Raw genomic sequence first — 19,517 nt, forward strand, 5'->3', positions numbered from 1 at the left:
CCCCCCCCCCCCCCCCCCCCCCCCGCCCCTCGTGCGGTCATCCCCGTGCGACGCGGGCGGCTCCGCCTGGGACCGCGCCGGCCCCGCCGAACAGCGCGGCGAGCGCCGCGTCGGAGGCGCTCAGGGCGTCGCGGTCGAAGGTGCTGCTGCCGGCCACCAGCTCGGCGGCCCCCGTGCGGTCCAGCAGTTCGGCCAGCCGGCGCTCCACGGTGGCGGGCGTGCCGGCGATCGCCGCGGCGGCGGTGCGCTCGACGTACTGCTGCTGGCGGGCGGTGCGCGGGGCGGCCCGCACGGTGGCCACCGGTTCCAGGGGCGGGAACACGCCGGTGGTGCGGGCCTGCGCCATCGCCCACGCCTCGGGCAGCAGCAGGTCGGCCGCCTCCCCGGCGGTGTCGGCCACCAGCACGTCCACGCTGACCGCGACCCGGGGCTCCGGTTGCTGCGCGGAGGGCCGGTAGGCCCGGCGGTAGCCGGCCAGCGCCTCGAGCCCGGGCTCCGGGTCCCCGGCCAGCCCCAGCAGCGGTCCGCCGACGACCACCGGCAGGCCCAGCTCGGCGGCCACCCGCAGGCCCCGCCCGGTGGCCAGCACGTGCAACGGCACCGGACCGGCCGGCTGCGGGCGGACGGTGATCTCCGCCGTCCCGGTGAGGAAGGCGCGCAGCTCGGCGAGGTCGGCGCGGAAGTCGCGGTCGGTCTCCCGAAGGGCGCGGCGCACAGGCGCGGTGAAGCCGGAGGAGCGGCCCAGCCCGAGGTCGATCCGGCCGGGCGCCAGTGCCGACAGCGTCGCGAACTGCTCGGCCACCACGAGCGGCTGGTGGTGCGGCAGCATCACGCCGGCCGACCCGAGCCGGATCACGGACGTCCGGCCGGCCAGGGCGGCCAGCAGCACCGCGGGGGCGGCGCCGGCGATGCCCGGCACGCCGTGGTGCTCGGCGACCCAGAACCGGGCGAACCCCAGGCGCTCGGCCCGGGCCGCCCGCGCGAGGGTGCCGGCGAGCGCGTCGGCGTCGGGCTCCCCGGCCCGGGTGCGGGACCGGTCGAGGAGGGAGAGCCGCACCGCCGTGTCGATCACCACCGGTGCAGCGCCGTCCCCCTGGGAGCTGTTCCGCGCGGTGGCGCGCTTGACCCTGGCACGGTGACAAGGTGCCTACTGGGTGGCGGAGGTGGTCCCCGGTGAACCCCGTGCACGAGCCGCAGCACGACACCCGCATGGTCGACGGCCTGCGGGCAACCGACCCGTCGGTGCGGCTCCGGGCGGCCCTGGCGGCCGGCTCCGCACCCGACCCCCGGCTGGTGCCGACGCTCCTCGAGCGGTGCGCGGTCGAGCCGGACTTCTTCGTGCGGGACATGCTGTCGTGGGCCCTGACCCGCTTCCCGCCGGAGCAGATCCTGCCCCGCCTCCGGCAGGAGCTCGGGTCGGCGCGCGCCCCGGGCCGCAGCCAGGCGCTGCACACGCTCTCCAAGATCGGGGACGGGAGCGCGTGGGGGTGGATCACCGGCGACCTGCTCCGCGACGCCGACGACGAGGTCGCGCGGACCGCGTGGCGCGTCGCGGTGGCCCTGGCGCCCGAGGAGGCGAGGGAGCAGCTGGTCGACGAGCTGGTGGGACAGCTCGGCCGCGGCGGCCGCGAGGTGCGGCTGAGCCTGAGCCGTGCCCTCGTCGACCTGGGGGAGGTGGTCGCGCCCGCGCTGGCGGAGGCGGCCGGGAACGCCGACCCGGCGGTGGCGGTGCACGCCCGGGCCACCGAGCTGCTCCTCCGGGACCCGGAGACCGGGTTCGACGCGGCGCTCGACGAGGCGCGACGGGTCGTCGCACTCGGCCCGGAGCGGGCCGCCGCCGCGGATGCGACGACGGCGGCGGCCGCGGAGCCCGCTGGGGCAGCGGCGTGCTGATCGGTGAGGTGGCCCGCCGCTCGGGGGTGAGCACCCGGATGCTCCGGCACTACGACCGGCTCGGCCTGGTGCGGCCGACCGGTCGCACCGTCGGCGGCTACCGCGAGTACTCCGCCGCGGACGTCCGCCGGATCTTCCAGGTGGAGGGCCTGCGCTCGCTCGGGTTGTCGCTCCAGCAGGTGGGGGACGCGCTGGAGGACCCGGCGGTCACGCCGGCCGCCCTGGTCGCCGAGCTGATCCGGTGGACGGAGGACCGCCTCGCGCGGGACCGGGAGCTGCTCGAGCGCCTCCGCGCGGTCGATGCCTCGTCGGCCACCGACTGGCCGGGCGTCCTGCGCATCGTCGAGCTCGCGCAGGGGCTCCGCTCGACCAGCGCCGCGCGCCGGCAGCGGGCCGCCCTGGCCCCGCAGGAGGACCTGTCGGTCCCCGCCGAGCTGCTGGCGGGGGCGGTCCTGGCCGAGTCGGACCCGAACGTCTCGGGCGCCCTGCGGTGGGCGCTCGCGCGGGCCGGCGGCGACGGGATGGCGACGCTGGCCGACGGCGCGCGGGCGGAGGACGTCGACGTCCGGCGGCGCGCGGTGCGGGCGATCGCCGGGATGCCCGAGGCCCCGGGCGCGACCGTGGTGCTCACGGACGCACTCGGGGACCCGGACCCGACGGTGCGCGGGCACGCCGCCCTGGCCCTGGGCCGGCTCGGCGTGACCGCCGCCGTGCCGGCGCTCGTCGGCCTGGTGGTCGAGGGCCGCCACGACGTCGACGCGGCGGAGGTGCTGGGCGCGCTGTCCCGCGACCCCGGTGTCGCGGCGCGGATCAGCACCGCGCTGGTCGACGAGCTCGCCGCGCCCACCGCGGATCCCGCGACCCGCATCCGCCTGACCCAGGCGCTGGTCGAGCTCCCGGGGCCCGCTGCGCTGGAGGCCCCGCGCCACCTGGCCGGCGACGCCGACCCCGCCGTCGCGCGCGTCGCGGCCGCTCTCGCCGGGGTCGTCGAGGAGCGGGCCCGCGGGGACGACGGCCTCTGACGCGGGGAGCGGTATCGCGCTGGTCCGGGAGGCGTCGTGGCTGCGACAGTCGCCCCGTGACCGCACCGGCGCAGTTCCCGTCCTCGTTCCCGGCGACGGGCGGCCTGCGGGCGGTCGTGCTGGTGGAGGGCGGCAGCGACCGCGAGGCGGTGCTCGCCGCCGCGCGCGGGCAGGGGAGGGACCTGGCCGCGGAGGGCGTGCAGGTCGTCCCCATGGGCGGCGCGACGGGCATCGCGCGCTACGTGGCGGCGGTCCGGGCGACCGCGCCGGGCGCCCGCCTGCGCGGCCTCTACGACGTGGCGGAGGAGGGCTTCTTCCGGCGCGCGCTCGGGCGCGGCCAGGGGGAGGAGCTGGCGGCGGCCGGGTTCTTCGCCTGCGTGGCCGACCTGGAGGAGGAGCTCATCCGGGCCGTCGGGACCGCGGGTGTGGAGGCGGTCGTCGCGGAGAACCGGGAGGCCCGCGCCCTCGCCACGTTCCGGCACCAGGCCGCACAGCGCCGGCGCCCGCCCGCGGCGCAGCTGCACCGGTTCCTGGGCACCACCAGCGGCCGCAAGGCCCGCTACGCGCGCGCACTCGTCGAGCACCTGGAGCCGTCGGCGGTCCCGGCGCCGCTGCGCCGCCTCCTCGCGTCCCTCTGAGTCACGGCACCGGCACCTCAGCGGCGCAGAGGATGACGTCCTGAGCGCCGAACTCCTCCCTGAGCCGCACGGTCGCCAGCCGCTCCGGGGGCAGCTCGACCAGCTGTCGGGGCGTGACGGCGTAGCAGCGGTAGCCGGCGACGGTGCACAGCTCGGCCAGGAGTGCGCGCAGCCGCGCCGTCCCGGGGAGCACCTCGACGACGAGCGTCGGCCGCCGGTCGTGGAGGTGCTCCCGCATGGCGTCGAGGAGGACGTGCTCCTGCCCCTCGACGTCCATCTTGACCAGGTCCACGCCGTCGAGCAGCCGCCGGACGTCGATCGCCGGGACCGCGTACTCGGCGGCCACGTCCCGGGCCATCTCCGCCGGCAGCTCGGTGCCCGCGGCGAGGAACGCGACCGTCGGGGTGGCCGCCTGGTCGCCCGGGACGAGCAGGGACACCGACGAGACGGCGGGATCGGCCACCGCCGCGGCCTCGAGGACCTCGACGGAGTGCACCCCGTTGAGGGCGAGGTGGCGCCGGCAGATCTCGGCCGACAGGGGGTGCGGCTCGACGGCGGTGTAGCGCGCACCCGGCGCGGCCCGGCCGCCCTGCACGGCGAACCAGCCGACGTTGGTACCCAGTTCCAGCACCGCGCGGGAGGCGCGGCAGAAGCGGCGCCACCACGGGAGCAGCTCGGGTTCCCAGCCCTGCTCGCCGCACCAGTAGAGCTGCTCGAGGACCTGCGAGTCGACGGCGAGGAACTCGAGGCCGGGATCGTCGACCAGCCGGAAGGTGGACACCCCCCTGGGGATCCCGCCCTCCACGAGGAGGCGCAGCGCCGCCGCGCGGAGGGCGGCCCGACGCGAGGCACCGGCACCGGCCGTGAGCCCCCTCCGGAGGGCGTCGGCGACGGCGACGGGCAGCCGGGGGACCACCGCCCGGGCGACCCGCCGGCCGGTCGGGGACACGTCGCCGCGGATCACGACCCGTCCGTGCCGACGGGCACGGGCCGGGGGCGGCACGTCACAGCGGCGCCGTGTAGCCGCCGAAGGCGGCCGGCGACTCCCAGACCCGCACCGCCAGCGTGGCCCCGGGCAGGCCGCCGAGAGCTGGGGCCAGCCGGTCGTGCAGCCACCGGGCGAACACCTCGACGGTGACCGCCTCGGCACCGACCACCGCCTCCAGGTCCGCGCCGTCGACCCGGGCGGCGGCCGCCGCGAGCGCCCCGTCCAGCAGGTCCAGGTCCACGACCATGCCCCGGCCGTCGAGGTCGTCCCGGCGGACGACGACGTCGAGCCGGTAGTCGTGGGAGTGCCGCTCGCCCTCCGGTGGTGGCAGGCCCGGCATGACGTGGAACGCACGCACCTGCCGCGCCGTGCCGGTCTCGTACACGCGCTATTGATAGCGCAGGGCCACGTGCAGCACACCGGCCTCGCCGGTGTCCAGCGCCCGGAACGCCGCCGCCGCGTCCTCGAAGGGGACCTCGGTCGTGGCCAGGGCGGCCAGCGGCAGCTCGGCCAGCAGTCCCACCGCCACCTCCCGGCGGCGAGCGACGTCCCAGCGGCCGGAGAGCCGGGCCGGGACGGTGGACACCTGGCTGCTGCGGATCGTCAGCCGCCGGCGGTGGAACGCACCGCCGAGCGGCAGCTCGACCGGCTGGCGGCCGTACCACGAGCCGACCAGGGCGGTGCCCTCGTGGTCCAGCAGGTCCAGCCCGCCGGCCAGCGCGGTGGGGGACCCGGACAGCTCGAGCAGGAGCGGCACGCCACGCGCCGGCAGGCGCGCGGCGAGCCGGCCCGGCTCCACCGCGGGGATGCCCAGCGTCGCGGCCAGCGCCCGACGCTCCGCCGACGGCTCACCCGCGAGCACCGTGGCGCCGGCCCGCTGCAGCAGCAGCGCGGTGAGCAGCCCGATCGCCCCGAGGCCGAGCACGACGACGGTCTCCCGTGCCACCTGGCCGGCGTCGAGGCTGAGCTGCAGCCCGGTCTCGACGTGCGGGAAGAGCGTGGCCGGCCGCGGATCGACGCCCGGGGGGAGCACGACGACGTCGTCCTCCCCGACGACGAACCGGTCCTGGTGGGGGTGGAACGCGAAGACCAGCGTTCCCGGCGCGACCGAGCCGGTGGACCGCTCGACCTCTCCCACGCAGCTGTACCCGTAGGGGAACGGGTAGCGGAACGTGCCGCCGAGCGACCCGATCCGCTCGTCGACGACGAGCTCCGGGTCCAGCAGGCCCCGGTAGCCGAGCAGCTCGGTGCCGCTGCTGATCCCCGAGTAGCGGGTGCGGACCAGCAGCCGGCCCGGGCCGAGGTCGGGCAGGTCCACCGGGGCGAGCTCCACCTGCCGCGGAGCCACGAACAGCAGCCGGACGGCCTGCACGCCCCTCACCTCCCCGGCGTCGTCACCTGTTCGCCGAACCGGCGCGACGCTAGCGTGCGAGACCCCGGGAACCCGGTCGGCGAGGAGCGGGTGCATGGATGCTGCACCGACGGGAGGCGGCCGGTCGGCGCCGCGCGAGGCGGCGTCGGCCCCGATCCCCACCCCGTACGGCGAGTTCCTGGCGCGCGCGTTCGAGAGCCCCTCCGGGCAGGTGCACCTCGCGCTCGTGTTCGGCGAGATCGGCGACGGCGAGTCGGTCCTGACGCGGGTGCACTCGCAGTGCCTGACCGGTGACGCGCTCGGCTCCCTCCGCTGCGACTGCGGGGTCCAGCTGCGCTCGGCGATGCGGATCGTGGCCGCCGAGGGACGCGGCGTCGTGCTGTACGTGAACGGCCACGAGGGGCGCGGCATCGGGCTGGTCGACAAGCTGCGGGCCTACGTCGAGCAGGACGCGGGAGCCGACACCGTCGACGCCAACCTGCGGGTCGGCCGCCCCGTCGACCTGCGCGACTACGGCGACGCGGCCGCGATCCTGGGCCGCCTCGGCGTCCGCTCGGTGAGCCTGCTGTCGAACAACCCGGCGAAGGCGGGCGGTCTGCGTCGGCACGGGATCGACGTCGGGTCGCTGCGGCCGCTGCCGACCGCCGCCAACCGGCACAACCGCGCCTACCTCGAGACCAAGCTGGCCCGGCTCGGGCACGTCCGCGCGGTCGGACCCCGTCCGGACCCGGTGCCTGCCGCGCCCGTGGACGTCGGCGGCCTCCTCGGCCCGGCGGAGCCGCGCACCGACCGGCCGTGGACCGTGCTGAAGTACGCCCAGACGCTCGACGGCCGGATCGCCACGCGCACCGGCGACGCGAAGTGGATCAGCGGTGAGCGGGAGCGGCAGGTGTCGCACGCGATGCGGGCGGGCTGCGACGCCGTCCTCGTCGGCGCACGCACCCTGCTGGCCGACGATCCGCAGCTGACGGTCCGGATGGTCGCGGGCGCGTCCCCGCTGCGGGTGGTGCTGGACTCGACGCTGCGCACGCCGCTGACCGCCAAGGTGCTGTCCGACGACGCCGCCACGGTCCTCCTGTGCCGTCCCGACGCGGACCCGGAGCGCCGCCGGGCACTGGCGTCGGCGGGCGCCACGGTGCGGGAGGTCGCCCCCGGACCCGAGGGACTGCGCGTCGAGGAGGCGCTGCGCCTGCTGCGCTCGCTCGGGGTGGGGTCGCTGCTCGTGGAGGGCGGGGGCCGGGTCATCACGTCGATGCTGCGCGCGGCGGTGGTCGACCGGGTCGTCGTGTCGCTGTCACCGACGATCATCGGTTCGGGCGTGGAGGCCGTCGGCCCGCTCGGCGTGGACCGCGTGGCCGCGGGCATCCGGCTCGTCAACCGGTCGGTGTTCCTGGCCGGCGACGACGTCCTCCTGGGCTTCGACGTGGCCGGGACGGCGGGGGAGCGGTAGCCGGGCGCGGACGCCGTCGACGACCAGCACGACCGCGCCGGGCAGCGTCGCCGCCAAGGCCATCACGCCGTAGGCGGTGGCGGTCGCCAGCCCCTGGGCCGCCCCGAGGCCGGCGGCGGCGAAGGCCCACGCGGCCACCCCCTCCCGGGGTCCCCACCCGCCGACGTTGAGCGGTACCGCCATCGCGAGCATCACCAGCATCGCCAGGGGCGCCAGCCGTGCCGGCGAGGCGGCGGTCCCGGTCGTCCAGGCGGCGATCAGGAAGACGCCGGCGTGGCCGACGGCGACGACGCCGGAGGTGGCCGCCACGAGGGGCCACGCCCGTCGGTCGAGCAGGGCGGCCCGGACGTCCGCACGCGCGGCGCGCACGGCCCGCGCCGCGCGGGACGGTCGCCCGGAGGGCAGCGTCCGCAGCGCGAGGACGAGGACCAGCGCGCCGGCGACGGCGACGGGGACGACCCACCTCGTCGCCGACCGGACCGGGGAGTCGAAGGTCAGCAGGACGACCACGGCGAGGACCACGAACACGACCTGGCCGGCGGCCCGCTCCCAGGCGACGGCGCGCAGGCCCCGGCCGACGTCCCCGGAGTCCCTGCCGTGCCGGACGCCACGGTGCACGTCGCCCAGCACGCCGCCGGGGAGCGCGCTGTTGAGGAACTGCGACCGGTAGCAGGACGCGATCGCCCCTCCGAGCGGCAGGTCGACGCCGAGCCCGCGGGCGACGACCCGCCACCGGCAGGCGGAGCACACCGTGGTCAGCGCCGTGATCGACGTGGCGGCCAGCAGCGACCAGACGCCGACCAGGCGCACACCCTCCAGGAAGGGACCCGCGCCCAGCCGCCCGAGCAGCACGGCGAGGATCGCGGCGCCCCCCAGCGGACGGGTCCACGCCCACACCGCCCGCCGCGCGCCGCTCATCGCCGGCTGCCGACCAGGACGGCGGCCACCGAACCGGTCGTCACGTCCCAGCCGTCGAGCACCCGCCGTCGTTCGAGGGCCGCCCGTCGCAGCCGCGCCCGCAGGTCGCGCCGGCGCAACCACGCCTCCAGGGCCGCGCGGAGGGCGTGCGGGTCCTCGGGCGGCACGAGGATGCCGGGGGGACCGTCCGGGGTCCGGCCCAGCGCCTCCGGCACGCCGCCGACCGCGGTCGCCACGACCGGCAGCCCGCCGGCCAGGGCCTCGGTGACGACCATTCCGTACGCCTCCAGCCGGGAGGGCAGGACCAGCAGGTCCGACCGCCGGTACTCGCGGGTCAGGTCCGCACCCACCAGCGGGCCCGCGAAGCGTATCCGCTCGGCGCAGCCGCGGGCGGCCGCGCTGCGCCGCAGCTGGTCCACGAACGCGGGTTCGCGGTCCAGCGAGCCGGCGAGGGTGCAGCGCCAGGACGCGTCGGGGATCCCGCCGAGCGCCTCCACGAGCAGGTCCTGACCCTTGTGGCGGGCGAGCGCGGCGACGCAGAGGAGCCGGCCCCCGTCGTCGGTCCCCGGGGCGGGCTCGCCGACGTCGGCACCGGGGCGGGCCACGTGCACGCGGTCCGGGGGCAGCCGGTAGCGGCCGAGCAGCCGGTCGCGGGTCCAGGCACTGGTCGTGACCACGGCCCGCGCAGCGGCCAGGACCGCGCGTTCGCCGTCCCCCTCGACGGCGACGTCGCCGAGCGGCACGTGCACCAGGACGACCAGCCGCAGGCGGCGGGACTCGGGCACCAGGACGCCGGGCGCGCAGGAGGCGACCAGCCCGTCGAGCAGGACGAGGGCGTCGTCCGGCAGGGCGGCCACCGCGCGCGCCAGCCCGGCGAGGGCCGCGGCGTCCCGCCGGGGCCAGGGTCCGGGCACGGCGAGCTCGCGGACGTCCCAGCCGGCCGCGGCCAGGCCGTCGCAGACGCGCCGGTCGTAGCGGTTCCCCCCGCTCGGGCGGGCCGGGTCGTCGATGCCGTCCGGGACGACGACGTGGAGGGTCGGGGGGACGGGATCCGGCCCACGACCCGGCCCGGACGGCCACAATGCGCGCACGTCTCGCGTCACCTGCCGGACCTCCGGGAGCCGAGCTGGACCTCCGGGGCGTACCTCTCCCACCCGGAGGTGCCGTGCGGACGGTCCACACTGACATGCTGGCCGCGCTCGCCGGTCAGCTGGCGCTGCTGTCCGTCCTGGCCGGCACCGGCGGGCTGGGGCCCGCCGGGGCGCTGGTCGGCCTCGTGTCCTGCGCGGTCGCCCTCGGACTGCTGCTGCGCGGGCTGCGGCGGTCCGGTGCGCCGGGCCTGGGCCCCGCGGACCGGGTCACGACGACGCGGGCCGTGCTGGTCGGCGGGGTGGCGGCCCTGGTCGGTGAGTCCTTCGTCCGGCCGGTGCCCGTGGGCTGGTTGGTGCCGCTCGCCGTCGTGGCGCTCGTCCTCGACGGGGTGGACGGCCGGGTCGCCCGGCGCACCCGGACGGTCTCCGCGCTCGGGGCGCGCTTCGACGTGGAGGTCGACTCGTTCCTGGTGCTCGTCCTGAGCGTGTACGTCGCCCGCGAGCTCGGCCCGTGGGTCGTCGCCGTCGGCTCGGTCAGCTACGCCCTCCACGTCGCCCGGTGGGCGCTGCCCTGGTTGCGCCGGCAGGCGCCACCGCGCCACTGGTGCAAGGTCGTGGCCGTCGTGCAGGCGGTCGTGCTCACCACCGCGGCGACGGGCGTGCCGCCCACCGCCGTGACCGTCGGCGCCCTGGGCGTGGTGGCGGTCCTGCTCGGGGAGTCGTTCGGCCGCGAGGTGTGGTGGCTGTGGCGCACCCACCGCGCCGCGCCCCTGGGGGTCGTCGCGGCACCGGCCGTCGGGCCGGCCGGTGCCTGACCCGGTGGGGCCCGACCCCGGGAGACGCCACCGGGCCGTGCTGCGGCCCGCGGCGACGGTCCTCGCCTTCGCCGTCGTCTGGCTGGTGCTCCTGGTCCCCGATCGGCTCGTCCGGCTGGTCCCCGCGGCGTTCCTGCGCATCCCGGTCGAGGGGCTCGCCCTGGTCGGGCTGGTCCTCGTGCTGCCGCGTCGCATCCGGCGGGTCGTCGCGGTCGCGGTCGGCGTGGCCCTCGGCCTGGTCACGGTGGTGCGGGTGCTCGACGTCGGTTTCCGGGAGGCGCTGCACCGGCCGTTCAACCCGGTGACCGACTGGCGGCTGCTCGACTCCGCCGTGATCGTCCTGCAGGACACCGTCGGGTCGGGCTGGGGGGCCGTCGCGGTGGTGGGCGCCGTACTGGTCGCCGTCGCGGTCCCCGTGGCGGTGCTGCTGTCGGTGGTGCGGGTCTGCCGGGTCGCGGCCGCCCGCAGGGGGCTCGCGGCCGGGACGGCCGGCGCCCTCGGCGTGCTCTGGCTCGTGTGCGCCGTCCTGGGCACCCAGCTGGTCCCCGGGCTGCCGGTCGCCTCCCGGAGCGCGGTCCAGCTCGCCGTCGACCAGGCCGGTGAGGCCGGCGCCAACCTGCGCGACCTCCCGGTCTTCCGCGCCGAGCTCGCCGCCGACGACCCGTACCGCCGGCTGCCCGCCGACGAGCTGCTCACCGGCCTGCGCGGCAAGGACGTGGTCGTCGTCTTCGTCGAGAGCTACGGGCGGGTCGCCGTGGAGGGCTCGTCGGTCGCACCCGGCGTCCGGGCCGTGCTCGACGCCGGGACGCGGAGGCTGGGGGCGGCCGGGTTCTCCGCCCGCAGCGCCTTCCTGACGTCGCCGACGTTCGGTGGGGTCAGCTGGCTGGCCCACGCCACGCTGCACTCCGGCCTGTGGGTCGACAGCCAGCAGCGCTACGAGCAGCTGCTCCCCAGCGACCGGTTCACGTTGACCGCCGCGTTCCACCGGGCGGGCTGGCGGACGGCCGCGGCCGTGCCGTCGAACCGGGACCCCTGGCCGGAGGGGGAGGCGTTCTACCGGTTCGACCGCATCTACGACCGGCACGACGTCGGGTACGCCGGCCCCAAGTTCAGCTTCGCGGCCATGCCGGACCAGTACACGCTGGCGGCGTTCGAGCGGCTCGAGCTCGCGCCGGGCCACGCCCCGGTCATGGCCGAGCTGGACCTGGTGTCCTCGCACGAGCCGTGGACCCCGTTGCCGCGGCTCGTCGACTGGGGCGACGTCGGGGACGGCTCGGTGTTCGACGACATGCCCGCCGCGGGACCGACGCCCGCCGAGGTGTTCGGGGACGGCGACCGGATCCGGGCCCTGTACGGGGAGTCGATCCGGTACTCGCTGCAGGCGCTGATCTCCTGGGTCGGGACCCACCACCGGGACGACGACGACCTGGTGCTCCTGCTGGTCGGCGACCACCAGCCCGCCGAGGTCGTGAGCGGGCCGAGCGCGACGCACGACGTCCCGATCACGCTCCTGACCCGCGACCCGGCCGTCCTGGACCGCATCGCGGCGTGGGGCTGGGACGACGGGATGCTGCCGGGTCCCGGTGCGCCCGTGTGGCGGATGGACGCCGTGCGCGACCGGTTCCTCGACGCGTTCGGGCCGTCGCCCGGCGCGAGCCCCGTCGTCGGGCCGCGCTGACCGCCACCTCGCGGGCGCATCGCGTTCCCAACCCGCCGGGCCCGGAGCATCCTGGGCCGATGGCGGACAGCACCGCGCGCAAGGGCATGGCGGTCCCGCTCACGGCCTTCGCGGTCGGCGCGGTGGTCGCGCTGCTCGTCGGCGTGTTCGGGCGGGTGCACGACCCGACGCTGGACGGCACCACCACGCTGGGCTACCCGACCGTCCTGGCGATGAAGACCGTGGTCGCCACGGGGATCGGGGTGCTCGTCGTCGTCCAGGTGGTCACCGCGCTGTGGATCTACGGCAAGCTCGGGATCCACGTGCCGGCGTGGCTGGGCACGGTGCACCGCAGCACGGGAGCCGTCGCCCTGCTGCTGACCCTGTTCGTCGCCTACCACTGCCTGTGGTCCCTCGGCCTCGAGGTCGGGACCTTGCCGGACGGCGAGGAGGTGAGCACGCGGACGTTCGTGCACGGGCTCCTGGGCTGCGCGGTCGTCGGCGCCGTCGTGGTGAAGCTCGTCGCCGTCCGGTCGAGGCGCGCACCCGGGTGGTTCCTGCCGGTCGCCGGGGGGCTCCTCTTCGCCCTGCTCGTCCTCGCCATCCTGACGTCGGCCCTCTGGTACGTCCGCGAACGGGGCTGGCCGACCCCGGCCCGGTAGCGGGGGCCGGCCGCGGAGCGTCAGCCGCGCTGCCGCACGCCCAGCCAGGTCAGCACCGCCAGCACGCGGCGGTTCTCCTCGCCGGCCTCGTGCAGGCCCAGCTTCTGCATGATGCTCGCGATGTGGGTCTCGACGGTCCGCTCGGTGAGGAACAGCCGCCGGGCGATGCCCACGTTGTTGCGCCCCTCCGCCATGAGCGCGAGGACCTCGCGCTCCCGCGGCGTGAGCAGGGCCAGGGGGTCGTCCGCGCGCCGCGGGCCGAGCAGGGTGGCGACGACCTCGGGGTCCAGGGCGGAGCCGCCGGCGGCGACCCGGCGCAGCGAGTCCATGAAGTCGTCGACCTCGAACACCCGGTCCTTGAGCAGGTAGCCGAAGCGACCGCCCGAGACCAGCTGCACCGAGTGCCTCGTCTCGACGTGCTGGGAGAGCATCACGATGGCCAGGTGGGGGTCACGGGCCCGCAGCTCCGTGGCGGCGCGGGCGCCGTCGTCGGTGCCGTCGGGCGGCATCCGGACGTCGACGATGGCCAGGTCGGGCCGTTCCCGCGCCACCGTCTCGACCAGGGACACGGCGTCGCCCGCCCGGCCGACCACCTCGTGGCCGGCGTCCTCGAGCAGCCGGGCCAGCCCCTCGCGGAAGAGCGCCGAGTCCTCGCCGATCACGATGCGCACGGCAGCGCCGCCTCGACCTCGGTGCCGCGCCCGACCGAGCTCTCCACGCGCAGCGAGCCGCCCAGGGCGGCCACCCGGTCGGCCAGGCCGGAGCGCACGCCGAGCCGGGCGCCGCCGCAGCCGTCGTCGGTGACCCGGACGAGCAGCTGACCGTCCCGGCGCACGACGCGCAGCTCGATCCGGCTGGCGGCCGCGTGCTTCACGGCGTTGACGACGGCCTCGCTGGCCACGTAGTAGGCCGTCGTCGCGACGGCGTCGGGCAGCGGGCCGTCGTCCACGTCCAGGTCGACGCTGAGCGGGAGGCTGCGGACCAGGTTCGACAGGGCCGACGGCAGGCCGTCGTCCAGCGCGCTCGGGCGCAGCCCGTGCGCGATCCGGCGCAGCTCCACCACCGCGGTGCCGAGCTCGGCCACGCTCTGGTCCAGCAGCCCGTCGACGTCGACGGTCCCGTCGTCCAGGTGCCGCTGGGCCAGGCGCAGCTGCATCCCGAGCGAGACCAGCCGCTGCTGGGCGCCGTCGTGGAGGTCCCGCTCCAGCCTGCGGCGCTCCTGGTACCCGATCTCCACCAGCCGGGTCCGGCTCGACTGCGCCTCGCGCAGCGCCTGGGCCAGCTCCGAGCGGAGCCGGACCACCTCGACCAGGGTGCTGCACCGGTCGGCGACCTCGCGGAGCAGTTCGGGTGACGCCGGCCCGGTCCCGGGCACGAGGACGCCGGTCGGCTCGCCGTCCTGGCGCACCACCACCCCCTCCTCCGGCACCGGACCGCCCTCGGTGTCCAGGAAGGCGGGCGACCCCGGGGAGCGGAAGCCGACCCGCAGCCCGGGATCGCGCAGCGCCGCGCGGAGCACCTCCTGCAGCTGCTCCGGCCGGCCCCGGCCGGCGCTGACCTCGCGGTGCAGGTCGTCCACGGCGGCCAGCGCGGCCCGGCGGAGCGGGTACAGGCGGGCGTCGACCGCGCGTCGCACGACGCGCAGCGCCGGCAGGAGCAGCAGCGCGACCGCCGCGGTGCCCACGGCGACGCCCACCTCGGAGCCGCGGCCGATCAGCACCCCGGTCAGCGAGGAGGACGCGCCGTACACCGCCAGCAGCAGCGCCGTGACCAGTCCCCACGTGACCGTGAGCGCGATGGCCTTGTCGACGTCGTACAGGTCGTGCCGGAGCACCGCGATCGCCGCCGCGACCGGGGTGGCGACGAGCGAGGCGATGCCGACCGCGGCGCTGACCCAGGACGGGTGCCCCCAGACCAGGATCTCCAGCCCGCAGAGCAGCGGGTAGAGCGGCATGCCGAGCCCGGCCAGCGCCAGCCACTTGATCTGCTGGCGCTGCAGCCGGTCCGCGCGCCGGTAGCGCAGGACCAGCGACACCGCGCAGGCCAGGAAGAGCGGCAGCATCGCGTAGAACAGCCGGCCGAGGACGTCGACGACCAGGGGCGGGTCGCCGAACGGGTGCGGCAGGTGCTGCAGCGGGGGCCGGTACGGCGCCTCGTCGAAGGCGCCGTGCACCTGCACCGAGGCGACGCAGAGCACCAGCGCCGGCGGCACCCAGGTCCAGCGGCGGGACGGCAGGTGCCCGTCGGGGAAGCACAGCAGCAGCAGGCAGAAGGTGCCGAGCACCCACCACGCGTCCTCGGCGGTGACCGCGACCAGCCAGGCCTGGCGCTCCGGGTGGGCGACCGTGCCCAGCCAGCCCAGCCACACCTCCTTGGCCGCCACGTGCGCGACGGCGAGGGAGAGCAGCCCGAGCAGGAGACCGACCACGGCGCCGTCGGGGCGGCGGGCGACGAGGAGCGACAACCCGGTGAGCACCGGCACCACGGTCAGCGCGATCGCCGGCGCGGCCCAGGCTGTGACCGGGGGGACGGCGTCCTGGACGGCGAAGCCGATCGCGGCCGCCACGTGGAGGGCAGCCAGCACCGCGACCCCCGTGCTCAGGCGGCGCGCCCACGGCATGGCAGCACTGTAGGGATCCGCGGGCCCCGCGGACCCCGTGCCAGCACGGACCCCGATCCCCGCGGCCGCCACGATCCGCCGCGTGGGTCGCCGTTCCTAGCGTCCGGGCGTCGTCCACGACCGACCCGGAGGCTCCCCATGACCCTCTCCCCAGGCACGGCCACCCCCGTCGCCGCTCCCCGGCCACCGATCCGTGCCGCCCGCACCCGGACGGCGTCCGTCGCGCTCGCCGCGTCCGCGCTGACCCTCGCGGGACTGCTGGCCGCCCCGCCCTGGGGCGACCGGCTCGACAGCAGCGCCGACGACTTCCTGGCCTACGACCAGCTCGTCGACGGCCGTGACGCCGCCTGGGCCGGCCTGCTCGTCGACGGCTTCGCCTACGCCGTCCTCGCCCTGGCCCTGAGCGCGGCGGTGCTGCACCTCGCCCGGGAGCGCGGTCGGGTCGCGGCGCTCGTCGGCGCGGTCCTCACCACCGCCGGCGGCATCCTGTTCGCGATGGGCGCCGCGGGATTCGCCACGTTCACCTGGTTCGCCACGGCACCCGGGCTGGCCGAGGGGGCCGGGCCGTCGCTGGTCGATTCCGGCGACGACCACGTCGTCCGGCTGCTCGGCGCCGACATGGCGGGCTTCGTCCTCTACACGGCCGGCACCCTGTTCCTCGCCGCCGCGCTGATCCGCGCGCGGGCGGTCCCGCTGGTCGGGGTGGTCGTGTTCGTGGCGCTGACGCTGGCGCAGTTCGTGGTGCCGAACGACGTCGTCGACCACCTGCAGATCGGGCAGATGGTGCTGCTCGTGGGGCTCGCGGCCGTCGTCTGGCGCCGCGCCCGGGCCTAGCGGCTCGCCGGGGCGCGAGGCGTCACGAGCGCGGCGCGACGCGGAAGACCGGCCAGCCGATCTCGGTCCGCCACGCCGACGGGTCCGCCGTGTCGCGCGGGCCGACCAGGTAGGTCTCCCGCACCGGGCCGGCCACCGCGAGCGCGTTGGCCACCACCCAGGCGCCCAGCTCGCCGTAGGTCACGCCGATGTCGTGGTGCTCGCCGACGTGGGTCGTGACGGCCAGCTCGGCGGCCGGCAGCGTCACCGGGTGCACCCGCCCGCGGCGCGGGGGATCCGCCGTGGGCACGTGGACGAGCACGTGCCCGCGGCCGTTCTCGAAGAGCTCGTCGTCGTAGAGGCCTCCGGGAGCACCGGTCGGCCGGGTCACGGCCGCGTCCAGCTCGGCCATGGCCCCGGCGTACCAGGCGAGGACGTCGTCGTGCGCCACGTCGTCCTCGACCGCGGCCACCGTGGTCGCCGGGACCGCGCGCAGCTCGACGTCCAGCGGTGGCGGCTCCGGCTGCAGCAGCCGGCGCAGCGACGACACCGCCGCACGGGTGCGGTCCAGCTCCGACTCGAGCCGTCGCAGGTGGCCGGCCACCAGCGTGGCGCGGACCCGGGGATCGGGGGTGCGCAGGATGCGCTGCACGTCGGTCAGGGGGACGTCGAGCTCGCGCAACCGGTGGATGACCTGGGCCGTCGGGATCTGGTCGGCGCTGTAGTAGCGGTAGCCGGTGGCCTCGTCCACGGTCGCCGGCTCGAGCAGGCCCGCGTCGTGGTAGCGGCGGAGGCTGCGCACGCTGAGGTGGGTCAGCCGCGAGAACTCCCCGATCGCCAGCACGGCTCCACGGTGGACCCTCCCCCTGGGGGAGGGTCCAGCGCTTGACCCTCCCGCGCCCCGAGGCCCGACCCTCGGGGCATGACCGCACCGACCAGCATCCGCCCCGACCAGCTGCCCGCGGTGGTCCGCGGCTTCCTCGCCGCGCACGCGGCCCGCGACGCGGATTCCGCGCTCCGCGCCTTCACGCCCACCGCCGTCGTGGTCGACGACGGCACGACCTACCGCGGGACCGACGAGGTCCGCGACTTCCTCTCCAGGGCCGGCGCCGAGTTCACGTACACGACGACGCTCGTCGCCGCGGAGCGCACCGACGACGCGCACTGGACCGCCACCCACCGCCTGGAGGGCGACTTCCCCGGCGGCGTCGTCGACCTCCGCTACCGGTTCGCGCTGGCCGGCGACCTCGTCGCGGAGCTCGTCATCGCCCCCTGAGGGGCCGGTCCCGGGCCTCATGCCTCGGCGCTCGGCAGGCTGTGCCAGGTGTCGTAGGCGACGGCGGCCGCGCCCTCGACGTCGCCGGCGGAGCAGAGCCGGATCAGCTCGTCGTGCTGGCGGACCGAGGTCCGACCCCGCAGGGAGGCGAAGCGCAGCCGCTCCGCCCGGCGGACGGTCGGCGTGAACTGCTCGAGCACCGTGTCGAGGGCGCGGTTGCCGGCGATGCGCACGAGCACGCCGTGCAGCTCGTCGTCGGCGAGCAGGGCCTGCTCGACGTCGCCGGACGTGACGGCCGCGGCGAACCGCCGGTTGGCGTCGCGCATGGCCACCAGGTCCGCCTCGGTGAGGACGGGGACGGCCTCGCGGACCGCCAGCTCGTGCATCGCCGCGACGACGTCCCGGGCGTCGCGGACGGCGCGGGCGTCGAGGGTGCTCACGACCGTCGACCGCCCGGGCCGGGCGTGGACGAGGCCGGACTGCGCGAGCCGGAGGAGGGCCTCGCGGACCGGCGTCCGGCTGACGCCCAGCCAGGTCGCGAGCTCCAGGTCCTTGAGCTGCTCACCGGGGGCGAACGTGCCGTCGACGATCGCGTCGCGGAGGCGGCGGTACACGTCGTCCCGGAGCAGGCCGCGGTCGAGGCCGGGGACCGTCGGGGGGATCGGCACGGAGGGACCTCCTGAGGCTCTGCGGAACGAGGAAGCGCGGAAGGGAGTCTTCCGGCGCGGTGTACCGGAATGCAATATATCGCACACCGACGGCGCTGACGGGGGCGCGCACGAGGTGTGCCACGGACGGGCGACGAGGGGTCGCCCGCAGACCCAGAGGGAGAGACCGATGACCAGCAGCACGCCCGACGACCGCGCCGCCGCCAAGCCCACGGTGGTGCTGGTGCACGGGGCCTTCGCCGACACCTCGAGCTGGAACGGCGTGATCGCCCGGCTCCGGCGGGACGGCTATCCGGTGGTCGGGGTGGCCAACCCGCTCCGCTCGCTGCACGGCGACGCCGCGTTCCTGCGCGACGTCCTGGACGGCGTGGAGGGGCCGATCGTCCTCGCCGGGCACTCCTACGGCGGCAGCGTGATGAGCGAGGCCGCCGACGGCCACCCGCGGGTGCGGGCGCTGGTGTACGTCGCCAGCTTCCTGCTCGACGAGGGCGAGAGCACCGGTGAGCTGGCCGGGAGGTACCCCGGCAACGAGCTCGGGTCGGCGCTGCGACCGGTGCCGGTCCGCGGTCCCGACGGGCAGACGGTGGACGACCTCTACATCGAGCAGGACAAGTTCCACGCGATCTTCGCCGCCGACGTGCCCGCCGACGTCGCCGAGCTGATGGCCGTCACGCAGCGGCCGATCATCGGGGACGCCCTGGCGGACAAGGCGACGAAGGCGGCCTGGAAGACCGTCCCGTCCTGGACCCTCGTCACGCTCCAGGACCTGGCGGTGCCGGCCGAGGCGCAGCGGTTCATGGCCGGGCGCGCGTCGTCCTCCGCCGTCGAGGTGGACGCCTCGCACGCCGTGACCGTGTCGCAGCCGGAGGCCGTCGCGCGGCTCATCGACGAGGCCGCCCGCGCGACGGCCGGCTGACCCGGGCGCGACGGGCGCCGGACCGGCTCCGCCGCGCGGACGTCGGGCGGCGGAGCGGCCGGGCACGGACGAAGGAGCCCCGGTGCGGGTGCTGGACCTGATCGGCGTGTTCGCCTTCGGGGTCTCCGGGGCCCTGATGGCGATCCGTCGGGACTTCGACGTGGTGGGCCTCGCGATCCTGGCGGTGGTCACCGCGCTGGGCGGCGGGATCGTCCGCGACCTCGTGATCGGCGACACGCCGCCCCCGGCGTTCACCAGGTGGGAGTACCTGGTCGTGGCCCTGGCGGCGGCCGCGATCACGTCCGTCGCCCACCCCGGCCGCGCGCGGCTCTCCCGGCCCCTGCTGGTCTTCGACGCCGCCGGGCAGGGGGCTGTTCTGCGTGGCCGGGACCGAGAAGGCCCTCGACACCGGCCTCGCGCCGGTGGCCGCGGCCTGCCTCGGGGTCACGACCGCCGTGGGCGGCGGCGTGCTCCGCGACGTCATCGCCCGCGAGGTCCCGGCCCTGGTGCGCCCGGACTCCGAGCTCTACGCGGTGCCGGCGCTGGTCGGGGCCCTCGTCGTCGGCGCCGCCCCGACCGTCGGCGTGGACGGTCCGGCGCTGGGCGCCGGCGTCGCCGTCGCCGTCTTCGCCGTCCGTCTCCTCGCGCTCCGGCGCCACTGGCGCGGTCCGTGGGCGCGCGGCGCGCCACGCCGCTGATCCACCGAGAGGGAGAGCGA

20 protein-coding genes and 2 pseudogenes are annotated in these 19,517 nt (G+C 77.0%); 12 read left to right on the forward strand and 10 right to left on the reverse strand.

The features are described from left to right. Positions 1-37: 37 nt before the first annotated feature. Positions 38-1,075 (reverse strand): MsnO8 family LLM class oxidoreductase, encoded by a 1,038-nt coding sequence (locus ACI797_RS11230; RefSeq protein WP_456858681.1) that lies wholly within the window; start codon positions 1,073-1,075, stop codon positions 38-40. A gap of 98 nt (positions 1,076-1,173) precedes the next feature. Here ACI797_RS11230 and ACI797_RS11235 point away from each other — a divergent pair, with 98 nt between their 5' ends. Genes ACI797_RS11235 through ACI797_RS11245 form a run of 3 tightly spaced genes read left to right on the forward strand, consistent with a single transcriptional unit; the run spans position 1,174 to position 3,553 of the window. Next, positions 1,174-1,893, forward strand: coding sequence for a HEAT repeat domain-containing protein (locus tag ACI797_RS11235; protein ID WP_456858682.1), 720 nt, complete (start codon positions 1,174-1,176; stop codon positions 1,891-1,893). After that, positions 1,887-2,915: a HEAT repeat domain-containing protein gene (locus tag ACI797_RS11240; RefSeq protein ID WP_456858683.1), complete on the forward strand. Its 1,029-nt coding sequence runs from the start codon at positions 1,887-1,889 to the stop codon at positions 2,913-2,915. Before ACI797_RS11235 ends, ACI797_RS11240 begins: the two co-directional genes overlap by 7 nt. Positions 2,916-2,971: 56 nt before the next feature. Beyond that, entirely contained in the window at positions 2,972-3,553 is a 582-nt protein-coding gene (locus tag ACI797_RS11245) for a TOPRIM nucleotidyl transferase/hydrolase domain-containing protein (protein WP_456858684.1), read from the forward strand. 1 nt (position 3,554) lies between these two features. On the opposite strand, the gene ACI797_RS11250 is transcribed toward ACI797_RS11245, so the two are convergent. Genes ACI797_RS11250 through ACI797_RS11260 form a run of 3 tightly spaced genes read right to left on the reverse strand, consistent with a single transcriptional unit; the run spans position 3,555 to position 5,913 of the window. Continuing rightward, positions 3,555-4,517 carry an FkbM family methyltransferase gene (locus tag ACI797_RS11250; protein WP_456858685.1) on the reverse strand — a complete coding sequence of 321 codons (963 nt, stop codon included), beginning with the start codon at positions 4,515-4,517 and terminating at the stop codon, positions 3,555-3,557. 40 nt (positions 4,518-4,557) lie between these two features. Then, a complete protein-coding gene (locus tag ACI797_RS11255; protein WP_456858686.1) occupies positions 4,558-4,926 on the reverse strand; it encodes a 6-pyruvoyl trahydropterin synthase family protein in 369 nt (122 codons plus the stop codon). A 3-nt stretch (positions 4,927-4,929) separates the two neighbouring features. Continuing rightward, positions 4,930-5,913 (reverse strand): zinc-dependent alcohol dehydrogenase, encoded by a 984-nt coding sequence (locus ACI797_RS11260; RefSeq protein WP_456858687.1) that lies wholly within the window; start codon positions 5,911-5,913, stop codon positions 4,930-4,932. A gap of 94 nt (positions 5,914-6,007) precedes the next feature. Between ACI797_RS11260 and ribA the strand changes: the two genes are divergently transcribed. Then, positions 6,008-7,363, forward strand: coding sequence for a GTP cyclohydrolase II RibA (gene ribA / locus ACI797_RS11265; RefSeq protein ID WP_456858688.1), 1,356 nt, complete (start codon positions 6,008-6,010; stop codon positions 7,361-7,363). Between the two features lie 54 nt (positions 7,364-7,417). Here ribA and ACI797_RS11270 read toward each other — a convergent pair. Both ACI797_RS11270 and ACI797_RS11275 read right to left on the reverse strand, forming a co-directional pair. Beyond that, a pseudogene (locus tag ACI797_RS11270) lies at positions 7,418-8,281 on the reverse strand (lysylphosphatidylglycerol synthase transmembrane domain-containing protein); the annotation flags it as partial. Next, entirely contained in the window at positions 8,278-9,384 is a 1,107-nt protein-coding gene (locus ACI797_RS11275; RefSeq protein WP_456858689.1) for a glycosyltransferase family 4 protein, read from the reverse strand. The pseudogene ACI797_RS11270 and the gene ACI797_RS11275, both read right to left, overlap by 4 nt. A gap of 83 nt (positions 9,385-9,467) precedes the next feature. Here ACI797_RS11275 and ACI797_RS11280 point away from each other — a divergent pair, with 83 nt between their 5' ends. From ACI797_RS11280 to ACI797_RS11290, 3 genes are read left to right on the forward strand one after another with little or no spacing between them, the layout of a single operon-like run. After that, positions 9,468-10,187 (forward strand): CDP-alcohol phosphatidyltransferase family protein, encoded by a 720-nt coding sequence (locus ACI797_RS11280; RefSeq protein ID WP_456858690.1) that lies wholly within the window; start codon positions 9,468-9,470, stop codon positions 10,185-10,187. 37 nt (positions 10,188-10,224) lie between these two features. Beyond that, positions 10,225-11,865 (forward strand): hypothetical protein, encoded by a 1,641-nt coding sequence (locus tag ACI797_RS11285; protein WP_456858691.1) that lies wholly within the window; start codon positions 10,225-10,227, stop codon positions 11,863-11,865. Between the two features lie 59 nt (positions 11,866-11,924). Next, on the forward strand, positions 11,925-12,506 hold the full coding sequence (locus tag ACI797_RS11290; protein WP_456858692.1) for a DUF6529 family protein: 582 nt from the start codon (positions 11,925-11,927) through the stop codon (positions 12,504-12,506). 20 nt (positions 12,507-12,526) lie between these two features. Here the strand turns inward: ACI797_RS11290 and ACI797_RS11295 are convergent, their stop codons facing one another. Both ACI797_RS11295 and ACI797_RS11300 read right to left on the reverse strand, forming a co-directional pair. Further along, positions 12,527-13,177, reverse strand: coding sequence for a response regulator (locus tag ACI797_RS11295; RefSeq protein ID WP_456858693.1), 651 nt, complete (start codon positions 13,175-13,177; stop codon positions 12,527-12,529). Beyond that, positions 13,165-15,126 (reverse strand): histidine kinase, encoded by a 1,962-nt coding sequence (locus tag ACI797_RS11300; protein ID WP_456858694.1) that lies wholly within the window; start codon positions 15,124-15,126, stop codon positions 13,165-13,167. Before ACI797_RS11300 ends, ACI797_RS11295 begins: the two co-directional genes overlap by 13 nt. Before the next feature lie 138 nt (positions 15,127-15,264). On the opposite strand from ACI797_RS11300, the gene ACI797_RS11305 reads away from it, so the two are divergent. Continuing rightward, complete coding sequence (locus tag ACI797_RS11305; RefSeq protein WP_456858695.1) at positions 15,265-15,960, forward strand: hypothetical protein; 696 nt, start codon at positions 15,265-15,267, stop codon at positions 15,958-15,960. Between the two features lie 22 nt (positions 15,961-15,982). Here ACI797_RS11305 and ACI797_RS11310 read toward each other — a convergent pair whose 3' ends face one another. Further along, a complete protein-coding gene (locus ACI797_RS11310; RefSeq protein WP_456858696.1) occupies positions 15,983-16,783 on the reverse strand; it encodes a MerR family transcriptional regulator in 801 nt (266 codons plus the stop codon). A gap of 78 nt (positions 16,784-16,861) precedes the next feature. On the opposite strand from ACI797_RS11310, the gene ACI797_RS11315 reads away from it, so the two are divergent. Next, the gene (locus ACI797_RS11315) at positions 16,862-17,215 is read left to right on the forward strand and encodes a nuclear transport factor 2 family protein (RefSeq protein WP_456858697.1); all 354 of its coding nucleotides are present in this window, start codon (positions 16,862-16,864) and stop codon (positions 17,213-17,215) included. Between the two features lie 17 nt (positions 17,216-17,232). Here ACI797_RS11315 and ACI797_RS11320 read toward each other — a convergent pair whose 3' ends face one another. After that, positions 17,233-17,883, reverse strand: a complete 651-nt coding sequence (locus tag ACI797_RS11320) for a GntR family transcriptional regulator (protein WP_456858698.1) — start codon at positions 17,881-17,883, stop codon at positions 17,233-17,235. 169 nt (positions 17,884-18,052) lie between these two features. Here ACI797_RS11320 and ACI797_RS11325 point away from each other — a divergent pair, with 169 nt between their 5' ends. The 3 genes and pseudogenes from ACI797_RS11325 to ACI797_RS11335 all read left to right on the forward strand — a co-directional run bounded on the left by ACI797_RS11325 (position 18,053) and on the right by ACI797_RS11335 (position 19,497). Continuing rightward, positions 18,053-18,799 carry an alpha/beta fold hydrolase gene (locus tag ACI797_RS11325; RefSeq protein ID WP_456858699.1) on the forward strand — a complete coding sequence of 249 codons (747 nt, stop codon included), beginning with the start codon at positions 18,053-18,055 and terminating at the stop codon, positions 18,797-18,799. Between the two features lie 88 nt (positions 18,800-18,887). Then, positions 18,888-19,100: pseudogene (locus ACI797_RS11330) on the forward strand (trimeric intracellular cation channel family protein); the annotation flags it as partial. A 70-nt stretch (positions 19,101-19,170) separates the two neighbouring features. Next, positions 19,171-19,497, forward strand: coding sequence for a trimeric intracellular cation channel family protein (locus ACI797_RS11335; RefSeq protein ID WP_456858746.1), 327 nt, complete (start codon positions 19,171-19,173; stop codon positions 19,495-19,497). Positions 19,498-19,517 lie beyond the last annotated feature (20 nt).

This window comes from Geodermatophilus sp. SYSU D00691 (genome assembly GCF_054050275.1).

Bases quoted from the DNA above. Each gene is read 5' to 3' on its own strand.
- ribA (WP_456858688.1), top strand. From the start codon at position 6,008: ATGGATGCTGCACCGACGGGAGGCGGCCGGTCGGCGCCGCGCGAGGCG.
- ACI797_RS11280 (WP_456858690.1), top strand. From the start codon at position 9,468: ATGCTGGCCGCGCTCGCCGGTCAGCTGGCGCTGCTGTCCGTCCTGGCC.
- ACI797_RS11290 (WP_456858692.1), top strand. From the start codon at position 11,925: ATGGCGGACAGCACCGCGCGCAAGGGCATGGCGGTCCCGCTCACGGCC.
- ACI797_RS11300 (WP_456858694.1), bottom strand. From the start codon at position 15,126: ATGCCGTGGGCGCGCCGCCTGAGCACGGGGGTCGCGGTGCTGGCTGCC.
- ACI797_RS11305 (WP_456858695.1), top strand. From the start codon at position 15,265: ATGACCCTCTCCCCAGGCACGGCCACCCCCGTCGCCGCTCCCCGGCCA.
- ACI797_RS11315 (WP_456858697.1), top strand. From the start codon at position 16,862: ATGACCGCACCGACCAGCATCCGCCCCGACCAGCTGCCCGCGGTGGTC.
- ACI797_RS11325 (WP_456858699.1), top strand. From the start codon at position 18,053: ATGACCAGCAGCACGCCCGACGACCGCGCCGCCGCCAAGCCCACGGTG.